Here is a 14390-nt window from a genome sequence, read left to right as displayed (position 1 = left end):
TTTGCTGCTATATCGTTGCGAAGCAGTCATTTAGAATGACTAAATTTCCTGCTCCACGCCTCATATCAGCTAAAAAATATGCGTCGTCGCAAACATAGACGAAGTGTCAATAGACCCTAATCGCTGTAAGACCAGTCTTGGTCAAACTGTTGATCATTATCTTGTTTAAATTTACTGATTTGCCGGCGATCTTTTTTACTCGGCCGATGTTCAGGTCGGGCTAGATTATGCAACTTTCTTTGTGTTGTAAGCAACTCTCGTCGTGCCACACTGACTTCTGTTTCTTCATACAGTTGTTGTGCAATGGAGGCTGCACCACGGTTTGCTGACAATGCTTTTATCACAAAGGTTTTTCGATCAAAACCTTGCTGAATGGTCAGTTCCATTCCAACGCGAACTTCTTTGGAAACTTTGACACGTTCACCGTTATGGTGGACTTTTCCGCCTTCAATGGCAGCTTTGGATATTGAACGTGTTTTAAAAAAACGTGCCGCCCACAGCCATTTATCCACCCGCATACTTTCAACGGTGTTTTGTTGAGAAGGATTAGGCATATTTTTTCAAATCCTCTGCTTGTTCTAACATGACGATTAAATCAGTCAAGTCTTGTAAAATAGGATAAGGACTTTCAGTCCGTATATTTCCTTTAGATGAGGGCTGTGCAATGGTAATTAAATTCTGAATACCAAATTTTTCTGCACCTTTCAGGACTTTTTCTGTGTCATCAATAAAATAAGCGGATTTTTCTTGGAATGGATGTAAGGTATGCAGCTTTTGCCAGAATTCGATCGATTCTTTGGCATAACCTATACTTTCACTGCTGATAATCACATCAAAATAATCAGCGATTTGGGTGTGTTCAAGTTTAAACTTTAAACCTTCGCAATCTGCATTGGTTGCAATCCAGCAGGCATAGCCATTGGCTTTTAAATAATCCAGCAGTTCTATACAGCCAGAACGTAAAGCAACCTTATGTTTAAATTCATGTTGCAGTGCAAGGGTATCGACGCCCACTTTTGCGCTCCAAAACCGGGTTGAATACCAATTTAGGGTATGATTGTGTTGCTGATAGAACTGAAATAGAGATTCAGTGCTTTGTTCGAGCGTGCAGCCATGCGTGACCGCATAGCGAATGGGAAGTTGATGATTCCAGATGAAATCATCATAAGCAAGGTCAAGGAGCGTGCCATCCATATCAAAAATGATGGTCGGTTTTTCTGAGTAATTCGACATATGAAGGTAATCTATGTTTAAAACAACAACAGCACCACAAGATGCTTTGATTTTACAGCTTGTACCCATTGTGACACAGGCATGTGAAATTTTGCGAGTAGAATATCAGGCATATTGTGCGGGTGGAGCTTTTGATGTCGAGAGAAAAAGTGACAATTCTCCTGTGACCCAAGCAGATCACCGAGTCAATGAATTTATCACCCTATCATTACAGAATAATTTTCCAGAGATCCCTTTGTTGTCAGAAGAAGGTGACCATACCGAACGGAAGCAATGGCAAAACTTCTGGTTGTTGGATCCTTTGGATGGAACCAAAGAATTTCTGCATAAGCGACCTGAATTTACCATCAACTTAAGTTTGGTGGAAGGCGCACATACCACTTTTGCCATATTGGCCATTCCGGCTGAGCAGACGCTCTATATTTGCCCGAGGCAAGGTTTACCGTTGAAATTTGAGCTTCAAACCGGGCAATGGTGGGAGTATCTCGAAGATAAACCGTCAACTGTGATTCAAGTTGGCTTAAGTCAAAGCAGCCAAGGTCGGTCAAAATATGCTGAATATTTAGAAATATTAAAACAACAAGTTGAAGTTGTTGAATTTAAGGCAGGGAGTGCTTATAAGTTTTGTATGATCCTTGAAGGAAAAGTAGATATTTATCCACGGTTTCATCCAACTAGCGAGTGGGATACAAGCGCAGGTCAATGTCTTATTGAACGTATTGGCGGTGGGCTGGTTGATTTAAAGGGCAGACCCTTTTTATATAATCAACGGGATAATTTATTGAACGGTGGCTTTATTGCATTTAAGAATATCGAAATAAAAAAATTAGCATTCCATGCTCTAGGACTTATGGCGAACATCCATTGAGCTGATGTTTTAACATGCTATAGTGTGCCGAACCATGTTTAATTTTTGGCTGCATCATGGCATTAGACCTACTCCCTGCAAGTATGCTCAAGGCAATTGATTTATTGCCCGATGCAAAAACACCTGTGACTTTATTTACTCGTCATTCTATTCGTGAAGTAGTGGCTGGGCAGGGTTTGGCTGGCTATGATTTACAGTTAACCTCACAAGGTCGTGACTTGGCACAGGCGTGGGGCACATATTTAATTGAGAATACAGACCGGAGTATTCAGCACTGTATTTCAAGTCCAATTCAACGCTGTGTCGATACGGCAGCTTTAATGATTCAAGGTGCTGATTCGAGTACGCTTGCGCAAAATACCCATTATATTGAAATCGTCGAGCAAGGCTTGTTGGTTGAACCTGGAAGTTTTGTGCTAGATATCAAACAGGCAGGCCCATATTTTAGCAAACAAGGGGCTTTGGGCTTTATCAACAGTTTTGTCAATAATGCCTTGCCGGGAATGAAACATCCGATTACGGGTGTGGTAGACGTATTAGAGCTTATTTATAATACTCATCCCCAAGATCATTTTGGTTTAAGTTTGGCGGTGAGTCACGATACGATTTTAGCTGCAATCATTGCCGTAATTTCTGGGCGTAATACCATCAGTCGGGAAGACTGGCCACAAATGATGGAAGGTTTGTTTGTCTGGTTTGAAGGAGACGAGTTTTTAGAATCGAAACTCAAATGGATTTGGCGCGGTAAAGTGCAGGAACTTTCGATTCGAGAGTTTCAAAAGTTAGAAAAATAAAAGAGTTACTTATAAGAATAAAAATTTAAATCACATTAAAAATCTACCAAGATGGTGCTCTATTCAAAAATGATAGATCCATCTTGTGTTCCGTAATTTTAAATATTTGATCTGTTTTAACACTCATTAAATTAAAATGGGGGTATGGACCGACTTTCCAAAATTTCAGCCATAAGCTTAGAAAGTCATATAAATAAGTGTTCTTACAGTCTCATATTTTATGAGAAAAATGAAGCTATATTAAGGGGATATAAGTATTTAGCATATTGTTTGGTATGAATATTCAAAAGTAAAAGAAGAAAGGAGATTTAAAAAAGTAGTTGAATTAAAGTGTGATGTATTTATCAAAAATATATTGAATTGTGTTTTGTGTAGCAATATACTCAAAACAAGAAGATATGATTTTAGGACGCTGAAAATGGACGTGATTTTATGGGATGGTGAAAATACGTTTCCTGCAAAAATTGAAAGTTTTAAACAGTTCTTAAAAAAATATTTAACCTCACTTCACTGTGAAGATCTTTTGAGTGATACACCTTTTCATTACGATCCTGAAAATGATGAATTCTTAAATCAAGATATTCAAGCCTATTATTATTTATGGTCTATTTCTTAGCACCAAAGCTATTTTAACAAAATAAAAAAAGCCCTCAAATGAGGGCTAATTTATATCTATTTAAGATTTTTAAATTTGATAATCACTCTGTTATTGCTATCGAGGAACTTTAATTCCGTCTTGGAAGCCTCATAGCTCACAACTTGACTTAATGCTTGAGAGAACTTTTGCGGTAAATTGGTTGCATTTGAACATGCGTTATTTTCTACTGCTTTTAGATTTGCAAATTTAATCTGAGTTCCCATAACAGCATAACCTCCCATGAATTGGTTACATCCATCGGTGCCGCTTACTTCATTACTATCAAATGTCATAGTGGGAACCGCAGACTGGGTCGGGTCAGCTTTATAAACAACTTGATTAATTTCGGTTAAGACCCAATTTTTATTTTGCAATTGATCTAAATTCCGATCAGTGGAGGGATTTGGCATAGATGTACTACAACCAACTAAAGTTAAGGAAGTTGTTATACTTATAGCGAGAATAATTTTTCTTAACATTGCTTTTCTCCAATTAATTTAATACTTAAAGATAATTGTGAGGTAGTTAAAACAAATTGCAGTTTATAAAATTTTCTTAGAATTCATTTGATTGTTAACTAATCATCTACAAGAGTTGATCGGAAAATAAACATGTATTATTTTGGGTAAACAAGAGGTGTTAAATGTTACAAGGACTAATAAACTCAAAGATACAGATAAGATTAGAATTATTTATTAATCATATATTTGTTATATAAGTGGTTTAAACAGCATTCAATCATTCGGCTTTCAATTCATTACAATTTAATCTTAATCAGCTAAAGTATTTGAAGTGCAAAAAATTATATATTTTACTTATAAGTGATGAAATTTCAGGCGTAAAAAAAGCCCTTAACGGGCTTTTTTCAATGCAACAACTTAGTTAGCCAAAGCTTTAACTTGTGCATTCAAACGGCTCTTATGACGAGCAGCTTTGTTTTTATGGATGATGCCTTTATCAGCCATACGATCGATTACAGGTACAGTTGCTTTGTAAGCTTCTGTAGCAACTGCATAATCACCAGCAGCGATAGCAGCTACTGTACGTTTGATATAAGTACGAACCATTGAACGTAAGCTAGCGTTGTGTTTACGTGCTTTAACGTTTTGACGGGCACGTTTTTTAGCTTGAGCAGAGTTTGCCACTCGTGCACTCCTTGAATTAGATTGGTCTGGGCGGGCTGAAATTGCAACTGAAAACCTTCATCAGAAGAATTGTCACCAGCCCGTAAACAAGTGCCATATTGTGATTAAACTATGACGTTAAGTCAAGTCTTGACTTGCTTTGACAACATTTTAGATGCATAAAAATTCTAAAGAAACCGTTAGATTAGTAATAACCTATAGAGATTGCTTAAAAAATGACTAAATCAATTAAAAGTGCAATTGTGATTGGAGCAACAGGTTTAGTAGGTCGTGAGCTACTGAACCAACTCAATCGTATAGAAAGTTGCGAAAAAATTACAGCAGTGGTCCGTCGTGAAGATTCAGAACTCAAAAGCTTGGAAAAAGTACAACAATTCATTCTCGATGATTTTCTTTTGCTCAATGACGAAGATGTGAATGGATATAGCCATGCATTTAGTTGTTTGGGGACAACGCTGAAGAAAGCGGGATCTAAGCAAAAATTTCATGATATTGATTATGAAATAAATGCACATTTTGCCGATTTATTTGAATCGACCCATACCCATTACTTACTGATCAGCGCAATGGGTGCAAATAGCAACTCAAATTTTTTCTATAATAGAGTGAAAGGTGAACTGGAAAAGCATATCCAGATTTTAAACCTTGAACGTGTATCGATTCTACGTCCTTCATTATTGTTAGGTGACCGTCCAGAACAACGAAGCTTGGAAGATCTGACTCAAAAGCTCTATCGGAAATTCTCGCATTTAGTACCTGACTCATTTAAATATAAGCCAGTTACAGCAAAGCAAGTGGCTCATACTATGGTCGAGGCAGCGCAAACTCAAACTGAAAAATTTGAAATTTATGATAATTTACGCATACAAAATTCCAAATGAGGGGAAATAAAAAGTGTCTAATGCAGCATTTGTAACTTGCGATTTACTTGACGACAATCCAGAAAAAGTGATTCAAGTGGTGACACCATCCATGGATGGTAAATTCTTTAAAAGCTATGGTGCACGTAAAAGTTTTGGCGGTCAGGTCGTGACGGTTAAATGCTTTGAAGATAATTCGCGGGTAAAAGAACTACTTGCGACTGACGGTACAGGTAAAGTACTGGTGGTAGATGGTGGTGCTTCAATGCGCTGTGCCTTGATGGGCGATATGATTGCAGAGTCAGCAGTTAAAAATCACTGGAACGGTGTAGTCATCTACGGCTGTGTACGCGATGTAGATGCGATTGCTGAATTGGATCTGGGGGTACATGCATTGGCTGCAATTCCGCAAAAAAGTAATCGCAAAGGCATAGGCGAAGTCGATTTAACTTTGTATTTTGGTGGTGTAAGCATCAATTCTGGCGATTATATCTATGCGGATAACAATGGAATTGTGATTGCAAAAGAAAAATTAGTCGATTTATAACGACAATTGCATAAGGATAAAAATGGTGAATCATCAAATTAAAGTTGTACAGGCTTTAGCTTCAGCATTGACTGAAGGTGGACGCGGAGTCAGTGGTACTGCATTTCCGAAACAGCCGGAAAAACCACTCAAACTTTATGAGTTTGAAGGTTCACCATTTTGCCGTCGTGTACGTGAAGTCATGACCTTGTTAAATCTGGATTATGAGGTTTATCCTTGTCCAAAAGGTGGGCAGAAGTACCGAAAAATTGTCAAAGAAAAAGGTGGGAAAAAACAATTTCCATTTTTTATTGATGAAAACTCGGGTACCCAGATGTATGAGTCTCAAGACATCATCCACTATTTATTTAAACATTATGGCAAAACTGGAAAAACACCGAAAAAATTTGCCCAATATCCCAAAATTCCTGTGGCTGCCTTTGCTGGCACAATCATTAATGGCGCACGTGGGGTTTGGATTAATAGAAAAATTATTGATCGCGAGGCGCCCGCCCAGCTTCTTGAATTGTGGGGTTTTGAAGCGAGTCCATTTACGCGCGTTGTACGTGGTGTATTAACTGAACTAGAACTTCCATTCATATTTCATAATGTGTCCAAAGAACGCTGGCAAGATATGGGACCCGCAGCTTTACGCCTAAAACCAGGGAAATATGAACCTCTAAAAGGCGGTAAGCGTGCAAGAGTGGTTGAACTTATGGGGCGTGATATTCAAGTTCCTTATTTAGTCGACCCGAATACTGGAGTGAAAATGTTTGAGTCAGCTGAAATTGTGAAATATTTAAAAAAACAATATAGCTGAATCATCAAAACTGTAATAAAGAAACAGCTAGATCGGCTGTTTCTTTTTATTTAAATCAATCAATTTTCTTTAAACTCAGATAGTGCTACACACTGAATTTTATTGGGATGATTTAATTTATTGATCATGTATTAATCATTGATTGAATCGTCAGTGTTTTTATTTTATCGTGTTAAATTGAGAGGGTAAGTCTCAAAATGTTAAATTAAAATTTAAATTATTATGGCGTGTCCTCATTTGGCTTTACACCAAATAAACATGCAAGCAATGTAAATCATAGACTGATAATTTCGTGCAAGCTTATCAAATCGGGTTGCAATCGCTCGAAAATGTTTCAACCTCGCAAAGGCATTTTCAACTAAATGCCTTAATCGATATAGATATTTATCAAATTCTTTATTTAATCTTTTACTATTTGATCTCATTGGAATAATGGGGATCATATTCTTATTTTTAATAAATATTCTGATAGGCTCAGCATCATATCCTTTATCTGCAATTAAATAATCTGCTGCTTCTACAGTCTCTATCAATTGCTCTGCAACTTGACTGTCGTGGACGTCACCCCCAGTGATTTTAAAATCAATCGGTAATCCATTCGCGTCGGTTGCAAGATGTATTTTTGTTGTTCGTCCACCACGTGATTGTCCAATTGCTCTTTCGGAACCATTCCGAGCTCCACTTGCATGTTGATGCACGCGTATGTAGCTTCCGTCAATGAATACCCATTCTTGATCCAAGACGCCTCGTAATCTAAAAAAAATTTATCCCACAATCCCTTACTTGCCCAACGATTAAAACGATTATAAGCAGTTTGCCAAGGACAAAATTCTTGAGGAATATCACGCCATGTGGCGCCTGTACGTAGTTTCCATAAGATCGCTTCCATGATATTTCTACTATTCTTTGAACAGTAGCAACCGTGTAATCGCATTGTATCTTGGATTTGCTGCCAAATATCATCGGTGAGAAGAGTACGTGCCATTGAATAATATTGAAGTACAAATAATTTGGAAGATTATTTTAAGTCTTTAAAATCCATTCTTCAAATGAGGACACGCCCTAGTATAAAAGTCATCAAATTACTTAGTTTTAGGGATATTTTTTTAATTTTCTTTTCCGTTATATTGAACCAATAAAAAAAGGGGTAGTGTGTGTCGGGATTAGAAACGATTTTACCTGTACCAGTTTTAATTGTTGAAGATGAAGATCTCATTCGAGAACGCTTAAGAAATATATTGGTCGAATTGGGCTATGACAATGATGTGCTCATTTTTGCCAGGAATCTAAAAGAAGCCTTCCTGCAAATAGAACAACAACCTGTTTCCTTGGCATTGGTCGATCTCGGACTTCCTGATGGAAATGGGATAGAACTAATAGAAAAGCTGCGTAGCGTAGATAATAGTGCCTTAATCTTAGTGATATCAGCATGGAGTACGCAAGAAAGTCTATTTTCTGCCATCAAAGCGGGTGCGACAGGTTATGTCTTGAAGGAACGCGATGATGCGGAAGTGCGATTGGCTATCCGCAGTATTTTACGCGGCGGAGCACCAATTGATCCTTTTATTGCACAAGAAATTTTAAAGCAGATCTCAGCTTCAGTGATTACAGGATCAAATGATGACAAATCATTGGAGTCTGATGTGGCACTTTTGACCAACCGTGAAACAGAAATTTTAGACTTGGTTGCGCAGGGGATGAGTAATAAAGAAATAGCAGAACAATTATTTGTCTCTAAATATACGGTGGAAAGTCACATCAAGCATATTTAGCGAAAATTGGCGGTGACGAAAAGAACCAAAGCAGTCAGTGCAGCACGATCCTTAGGGATTTTATGAAATATTCCATCCTGTATTTCTTTTGCATATTTTTGCTGAGTTTATTCAGCCGAATCAGTTATGCGGAAATAACAGAAAGTATTAATGAACAATGTTCAGTGCATATCAATTCGATTTCTGTAGTGAAAACGCCTTCTCAGACAGTTTTACCCAAGCAAGGCTGGCAGTTGGTACAGTTGCCAGATAAATGGAATAAGCACTGGAAAAATTATAATGGTGCTGTCTGGTATAAGATTGAATGGAACTGGGCATGTCAAAATAATGCGAAGTTAGCAGAGCCGATTACTTTTTCAATTGATTATATTAATTCTGCAGGGGCAGTTTTTTTAAATGGTGATTTGCTTTGGCGGGATCAGCATTTACAGGAGCCTTTGTCTAAAAGCTGGAATATGCCGCGTTATTGGATCTTACCGATATCGGGATTAAGATCTAATGAAAATGAAATTTTGATTTATGTGAAGGGTTTTGCCTTTCAATCTCCAGGGCTTGGTACGATTTCCTTTAATAATGTGCAAAGCAATTATGAAATCCATCAAAGCAAAATCTGGAACCGCAGAACATTATTTCAAATCAACATCATTTTATCGATCACTTTTGGGATCATCTGTTTTGTGATCTGGTTATTAAGACCGAAAGAAACCCCCTTTGGATGGTTCGCATTAAGTTCATTATTGTGGGTATTATTTATTTCCAATGTATTGGTGACAGAGACATTTCCATATCCAACCAGCTTAATGGCAATCCAAACAAATTTGGCTTTCTTTGTCCTGTATATTGTTAGTTTCTGTATTTATTTACTCAGATTTATCCGAACGCATTTAGCCAAAATTGAAGCTTCGATTTATTTTGCGACTGGACTTGCCATCGCGTGTATCTTTTTCACCCCACAGCAATTTATTTATTTTGTCTTTCCACTAATATTTTTAATTTATGTGGGCTTGTTTTTCTTTACCTGTATATATATAAGCTATTGTGCTATTAAATCTCGACGAGCAGATTATATTTTTTTAGCCATTTGCTTAATCGGAATCTGCAGTTTTGCTGTACTCGATATTCTATTGTTATTATCGGAATCTACAGCTGATGCACGACCATTATCACCTTATTCCTCACCGATTATTACCTTTTTTGTGGTGGTCATATTGGGTACGAGATTGACACGCAACGTAAAAAAAATAGAAACATTTAATGCCGCATTAGAAGTCAAAGTTAAACAAGTTGGGGAAGACCTGAGTTCAAGTCTGAATGAAAAGCATCAGTTAGAGCTTGAGAATGTTAGGCTGCAAGAAAGAATACATTTATCCCATGATTTACATGATGGTTTGGGGGCCTCCCTGGTTCGCTCCATGATTTTAGTGGATCAAAGTGCACATAATATTCCGAATCAGCAATTTTTATCGATGCTCAAATTATTAAGAGATGATTTAAGGCAAATTATTGATAGTGGTTCTTCTGCTGATAATAAAATTCCAGTCAGTCCAGTCATGTGGGTTGCGCCCGTCAGGCACCGTTTTAGTCAGCTGATGGAGGAATTAGATATTCATTCTAAATGGGCTTTTCCTCGTGAGTGGCAGGCGGTACCCACAGCGCTCCAGTGTTTGACCTTGATTCGAGTATTAGAAGAAAGTTTAACCAATGTGATTAAACACAGTCAGGCAAAAAATGTGAAAGTGGCGATGACTTATCTTTTGGAAAATCAATTGATTTTGACCATACAGGATGATGGTGTGGGTTTTAATACGGATTGTGTGGCACAACAGGGATTAAGTGTTGGGATGCGCAGCATGAAAATGCGCTTAGAGCGCATGGGGGCAGAACTTAATTTATCTTCTGAAGAAGGTTGTACGATAATCCAAGCGATTGTTCAGCTTAAATGATTTTATTTATGCAGCTGAAACTAACGTTATTGGAATAAGGCACTATCATGATGAAATGGTGCAAATACATACGCATATTTATTTAGCCACTTCATATTATCGAGTTGCGAAAAACTAAAATTTATAAGTTATTTCGCTTTTGATTTTTCTAAAAAATAAACTTTAATGCTTCTAGAATATAAAAAAGGGGAAATCTAATTTCCCCTTTTTGCTTGGTTTATTCTTGCTCTGTAGCAGGTAATAACATCAGAATCGATTCATTTAACAGGTTTACGATGTCTTCCAGCATATCTGGATCATAAAGATTTTCATCGAGTAATACTGAACTGCCATCAGCCAATTGTTTTAAAATCGGTGCAAACGCATCTGAAATACAAATGCCTTCACCATTGGCCCAGAACAGCAACTCATCTTCGTCTTCGGTATAAAGTAGACGTGATGCTGGCTCAAGAATGAGGGAATAACCTTGATCCAACGCTTCTTCCAAATCACCTGTACCAATGGCTTCTGCCTCTGGAATGTTTTCAGGATATTTTGGTTCCGACATCAGGCTCATGAGTGCATCTTCAAGCACGGTTGGATTTTGCAATTGTGCTAAAAGTTCTGCTTTTAAATACTCAAGTTCAGCCTGACTGATTTGACCGATCGGGCTGATTTTGTCGCGAATAATGTCAGTCAGTGGGTTTTTAAGCAATTGATCCGCGGCAAATTTATCACTTACGCGATCCATCATTTCGGCCACATTTGGCATACGGAAACCAAATGAGTAGGTCAGGCAGTCATCTTCTGCTACGCCGTAATGAGACAGACCTGGTGGTACATAGAGCAAATCGCCTGGTGCTAAAACTTCATCAAAATGAACTTCCATCTCTGGCAGTAATTTTAATGGTTGGCCTGCAACAAATTCGCTTTCGGCATCGCACATTTGACCTAACTGCCAGCGACGGTGTCCATGACCCTGTACTAAAAACACATCGTAAAAATCGAAATGTTTACCGACTGAGCCGCCTTTTTGGGCATACGACACCATGATGTCATCACGACGCCACTGCGGAATAAAAGGAAATTTTTTCCAAAGTTCAGCAAGGTCAAAAGAGTAATGATCCACCGCTTGTACGAGTAAAGTCCAAAGCTTTGGCATCTTCTGGAAATCAGCTTTCGTTAAAGGCGATGATTTCACAGACCATTGGTTGGGATCTTTATCTTTTTGTTTGATTAAACGGGCACTGACATTTTCATCCAGTGCAAGTTCCATCACATCGTTAGGTTCTAACAGATTCACAATTTTAGGAAGCGCATTACGTACCAGTAATGGTTTTTTTTGCCAATATTCGGCAAGAAATTGTTCAGCGGTAATTCCGCCTAATACATCTAAAGGTTGAGACATAAATACAGCCTAAAATTAAGGAACTAAAATATTCAGTTGACGCAGGATATGGCAAAGCTGAATCATCGGCATGCCCATTAGCGTAGTTTGGTCTTGCCCATTCATTTGCTCAAACAGGCTAATACCCAGGCTTTCACATTTGAAACTGCCGGCACACATTAAAGGTTGTTCTACTTCAATATAACGCTCAATTTCAGCAAGACTGAGTTTGCGAAATTTGACCTTATAGTGTTCAACCAGCGTTTGTTCAAAGCCGGTTGATTGCTGCTGAACACTTAATGCGGTACTGAAATAGACAATTTTATCTGAATTGGCTTGTAACTGTTTTACTGCTTTTTCAACAGTTAGTGGTTTGCCAATAAAAATATCTGGTGCGCCTTCACGCCAAGCAACCTGGTCGGATCCAATCACAATCGCTTCTGGATATTGTTCTGAAATGGCTTTGGCTTTTTCAAAAGCCAGTCTTTTTGCCAAATGATCCGCATGATTTTCACCACGGGGAGATTCATCAATATCAGGCACGATACTTTGATAATCGATGCGCAGGCGGTTCATTAAGTCTTTACGGGTTTGGCTGCTTGAAGCCAAAATAATTTGGGGAGTACTCATCACACTGCATATTCCATAAGCACATCAAGCGGAACATAAGAGAGCACAGCTTGATGGCAAGCTTGAATTTTAATGGGAGGGGCGATACCGGCCTGGTATGCTTCAACCCAACGGGTCACACAAATACACCAAAAATCACCGGGCTCTAAACCCGGGAAATCGACTTCTGGTAACGGTGTGATCAAGTCATTACCTACTTTTTGCGAAAAATTAAGAAACTCAGCGGTCATTTGTGCACACATTGTATGCTGACCTAGATCTGTTGTAGCAGTATGACAAAAGCCGTTACGAAAATATCCGGTAATAGGAGCATAGCAACAGCTAGCCATAGGTTCGCCTAAAACATTTAAACGATTGATATTTGGATCTGGGTGAATAGACATAAGCTCTAAATCATGGAGTGGCTTTTGACTATGATAATCAAAACTTTGCCTTTCGACAGCTTTTATGCAAAAGAAGCTAACCTTTTTCTACATAATCATTTAAAATCGGGCGGTTTTTATATCTATAAAGAGAGCTATACATGAATTTTCAGCGTATGACTGACCTCGATTTAACAGGTAAACGTGTTCTTATCCGTGAAGATTTAAACGTGCCTGTAAAAAATGGTGAAATTACAAGTGATGCACGTTTACGCGCGGCGCTTCCTACAATTAAAGCAGCGGTAGAAAAAGGCGCTGCGGTAATGGTTTGTTCTCACCTAGGTCGTCCCGTTGAAGGTGAACCTAAACCAGAACAGTCTTTAGCTCCTGTTGCTGCTTATTTGACTCAAGCTTTGGGTCAAGACGTTAAATTATTGACTGACTACTTAGATGGTGTTGAAGTTGCCGCAGGTCAGGTTGTATTGCTTGAAAACGTGCGTTTCAACCCGGGTGAAAAGAAAAACAATCCTGAACTTGCACAAAAATATGCAGCACTTTGCGATGTATTCGTGATGGATGCATTTGGTACTGCACACCGTGCCGAAGCATCGACTGAAGGCGTAGCTCGTTTTGCCGCAGTTGCAGCAGCAGGTCCATTACTTGCAGCTGAACTGGATGCTCTAGGTCGCGCACTTAAAACCCCTGAAAAACCAATGGTGGCGATTGTTGCCGGTTCTAAAGTTTCAACTAAACTGGATGTGTTAACTTCACTTTCAGATATTTGCGATCAAATCATCGTAGGTGGTGGTATTGCCAATACATTCCTGGCTGCTGCTGGCTTCAATGTCGGTAAATCATTGTGTGAAAATGATTTGATCGATACAGCGAAAGCCATTGCTGCAAAAGTATCAGTTCCACTTCCAACAGACGTTGTGGTTGCGGATGCAGCTGAAATCGATTTTGCTGATTTCTTGGGTTCATTGGCTAAAGCAAAAGCAGTGGTTAAAAACGTTGCTGATGTAACCGACAACGACATGATTTTAGACGTTGGCCCAGAAACGGCTAAAGCATTTGCTGAAATTATCAAGACTTCAAAAACGATTCTTTGGAATGGTCCAGTAGGTGTATTTGAAGTCGATCAATTCGGTGAAGGCACTAAAGCATTGTCTTTAGCGATTGCTGAGTCTGCAGGTTTCTCTATCGCGGGCGGTGGTGATACTTTGGCTGCAATCGACAAATACGAAGTAGCTGACAAAATTGGTTATATCTCTACCGGTGGTGGTGCTTTCCTTGAATTTGTAGAAGGCAAAACACTTCCTGCAGTTGCTGTATTACTTGAACGTGCTTAATCTTTAGATCTGAAGCTTTAAATCAGATTAAGTCTAAAGTAAATATGACAAAAGGTTGACTAGGGTCAGCCTTTTGTCATTTTGG

The 14390-nt window shown here is 38.5% G+C and carries 16 protein-coding genes and 1 pseudogene; 9 read left to right on the top strand and 8 right to left on the bottom strand.

The genetic code is table 11. The features are described 5' to 3' along the window. Window positions 1–116: 116 nt before the first annotated feature. Window positions 117–554: an RNA-binding S4 domain-containing protein gene (locus HLH14_RS05365; RefSeq protein ID WP_171532774.1), complete on the bottom strand. Its 438-nt coding sequence runs from the start codon at window positions 552–554 to the stop codon at window positions 117–119. After that, window positions 547–1233, bottom strand: coding sequence for an HAD-IA family hydrolase (locus HLH14_RS05360; RefSeq protein ID WP_067724572.1), 687 nt, complete (start codon window positions 1231–1233; stop codon window positions 547–549). The genes HLH14_RS05365 and HLH14_RS05360 overlap by 8 nt, the downstream gene beginning before the upstream one ends. A gap of 13 nt (window positions 1234–1246) precedes the next feature. Between HLH14_RS05360 and HLH14_RS05355 the strand changes: the two genes are divergently transcribed. From HLH14_RS05355 to HLH14_RS05345, 3 genes are all read left to right on the top strand, one after another. After that, entirely contained in the window at window positions 1247–2101 is an 855-nt protein-coding gene (locus tag HLH14_RS05355) for a 3'(2'),5'-bisphosphate nucleotidase CysQ family protein (RefSeq protein WP_067724574.1), read from the top strand. A gap of 56 nt (window positions 2102–2157) precedes the next feature. Beyond that, window positions 2158–2895 carry a histidine phosphatase family protein gene (locus HLH14_RS05350; RefSeq protein WP_067724576.1) on the top strand — a complete coding sequence of 246 codons (738 nt, stop codon included), beginning with the start codon at window positions 2158–2160 and terminating at the stop codon, window positions 2893–2895. A 418-nt stretch (window positions 2896–3313) separates the two neighbouring features. Then, a complete protein-coding gene (locus HLH14_RS05345; RefSeq protein WP_067724578.1) occupies window positions 3314–3511 on the top strand; it encodes a hypothetical protein in 198 nt (65 codons plus the stop codon). A gap of 56 nt (window positions 3512–3567) precedes the next feature. Here HLH14_RS05345 and HLH14_RS05340 read toward each other — a convergent pair whose 3' ends face one another. Together HLH14_RS05340 and rpsT are read right to left on the bottom strand one after the other, a co-directional pair. Then, on the bottom strand, window positions 3568–4011 hold the full coding sequence (locus tag HLH14_RS05340) for an META domain-containing protein (protein ID WP_067724580.1): 444 nt from the start codon (window positions 4009–4011) through the stop codon (window positions 3568–3570). Between the two features lie 399 nt (window positions 4012–4410). After that, window positions 4411–4677 carry a 30S ribosomal protein S20 gene (rpsT, locus tag HLH14_RS05335; RefSeq protein ID WP_067724582.1) on the bottom strand — a complete coding sequence of 89 codons (267 nt, stop codon included), beginning with the start codon at window positions 4675–4677 and terminating at the stop codon, window positions 4411–4413. A 215-nt stretch (window positions 4678–4892) separates the two neighbouring features. Here rpsT and HLH14_RS05330 point away from each other — a divergent pair, with 215 nt between their 5' ends. Genes HLH14_RS05330 through HLH14_RS05320 form a run of 3 tightly spaced genes read left to right on the top strand, consistent with a single transcriptional unit; the run spans window position 4893 to window position 6883 of the window. Further along, window positions 4893–5558, top strand: coding sequence for a Rossmann-fold NAD(P)-binding domain-containing protein (locus HLH14_RS05330; RefSeq protein ID WP_067724584.1), 666 nt, complete (start codon window positions 4893–4895; stop codon window positions 5556–5558). Window positions 5559–5571: 13 nt separating this feature from the next. Then, window positions 5572–6084 carry a ribonuclease E activity regulator RraA gene (rraA, locus tag HLH14_RS05325; RefSeq protein WP_171532773.1) on the top strand — a complete coding sequence of 171 codons (513 nt, stop codon included), beginning with the start codon at window positions 5572–5574 and terminating at the stop codon, window positions 6082–6084. A gap of 22 nt (window positions 6085–6106) precedes the next feature. After that, window positions 6107–6883, top strand: coding sequence for a glutathione S-transferase N-terminal domain-containing protein (locus HLH14_RS05320; protein ID WP_131270004.1), 777 nt, complete (start codon window positions 6107–6109; stop codon window positions 6881–6883). Window positions 6884–7116: 233 nt separating this feature from the next. Here the strand turns inward: HLH14_RS05320 and HLH14_RS05315 are convergent. After that, a protein-coding gene (locus HLH14_RS05315; protein ID WP_378321155.1) for an IS5 family transposase occupies window positions 7117–7868 on the bottom strand; the annotation gives its coding sequence in 2 pieces (ribosomal slippage) (window positions 7117–7634 and window positions 7634–7868; 753 coding nt in all). Between the two features lie 169 nt (window positions 7869–8037). Here HLH14_RS05315 and HLH14_RS05310 point away from each other — a divergent pair. Together HLH14_RS05310 and HLH14_RS05305 are read left to right on the top strand one after the other, a co-directional pair. Continuing rightward, window positions 8038–8721, top strand: a pseudogene (locus HLH14_RS05310) (response regulator). Beyond that, the gene (locus tag HLH14_RS05305) at window positions 8718–10598 is read left to right on the top strand and encodes a sensor histidine kinase (protein WP_171532771.1); all 1881 of its coding nucleotides are present in this window, start codon (window positions 8718–8720) and stop codon (window positions 10596–10598) included. Before HLH14_RS05310 ends, HLH14_RS05305 begins: the two are co-directional and overlap by 4 nt. Window positions 10599–10815: 217 nt before the next feature. On the opposite strand, the gene HLH14_RS05300 is transcribed toward HLH14_RS05305, so the two are convergent. The 3 genes from HLH14_RS05300 to HLH14_RS05290 are packed head-to-tail and all read right to left on the bottom strand — an operon-like array spanning window position 10816 to window position 12977. Next, complete coding sequence (locus HLH14_RS05300) at window positions 10816–11985, bottom strand: ribosomal protein uL16 3-hydroxylase (protein WP_067724594.1); 1170 nt, start codon at window positions 11983–11985, stop codon at window positions 10816–10818. 15 nt (window positions 11986–12000) lie between these two features. Continuing rightward, on the bottom strand, window positions 12001–12594 hold the full coding sequence (locus tag HLH14_RS05295; RefSeq protein ID WP_067724596.1) for a Maf family protein: 594 nt from the start codon (window positions 12592–12594) through the stop codon (window positions 12001–12003). Then, window positions 12594–12977 carry a DUF2237 family protein gene (locus tag HLH14_RS05290; protein ID WP_067724598.1) on the bottom strand — a complete coding sequence of 128 codons (384 nt, stop codon included), beginning with the start codon at window positions 12975–12977 and terminating at the stop codon, window positions 12594–12596. The genes HLH14_RS05295 and HLH14_RS05290 overlap by 1 nt, the downstream gene beginning before the upstream one ends. 140 nt (window positions 12978–13117) lie before the next feature. Here HLH14_RS05290 and HLH14_RS05285 point away from each other — a divergent pair, with 140 nt between their 5' ends. After that, window positions 13118–14305, top strand: a complete 1188-nt coding sequence (locus tag HLH14_RS05285) for a phosphoglycerate kinase (protein ID WP_067724600.1) — start codon at window positions 13118–13120, stop codon at window positions 14303–14305. The last annotated feature ends 85 nt before the right edge of the window (window positions 14306–14390 follow it).

Origin of the sequence: Acinetobacter terrae (assembly GCF_013004375.1) — a bacterium.
Classification (GTDB): Bacteria; Pseudomonadota; Gammaproteobacteria; order Pseudomonadales; family Moraxellaceae; genus Acinetobacter; species Acinetobacter terrae.
This window is presented reverse-complemented; position numbering and strand designations above follow the sequence as displayed.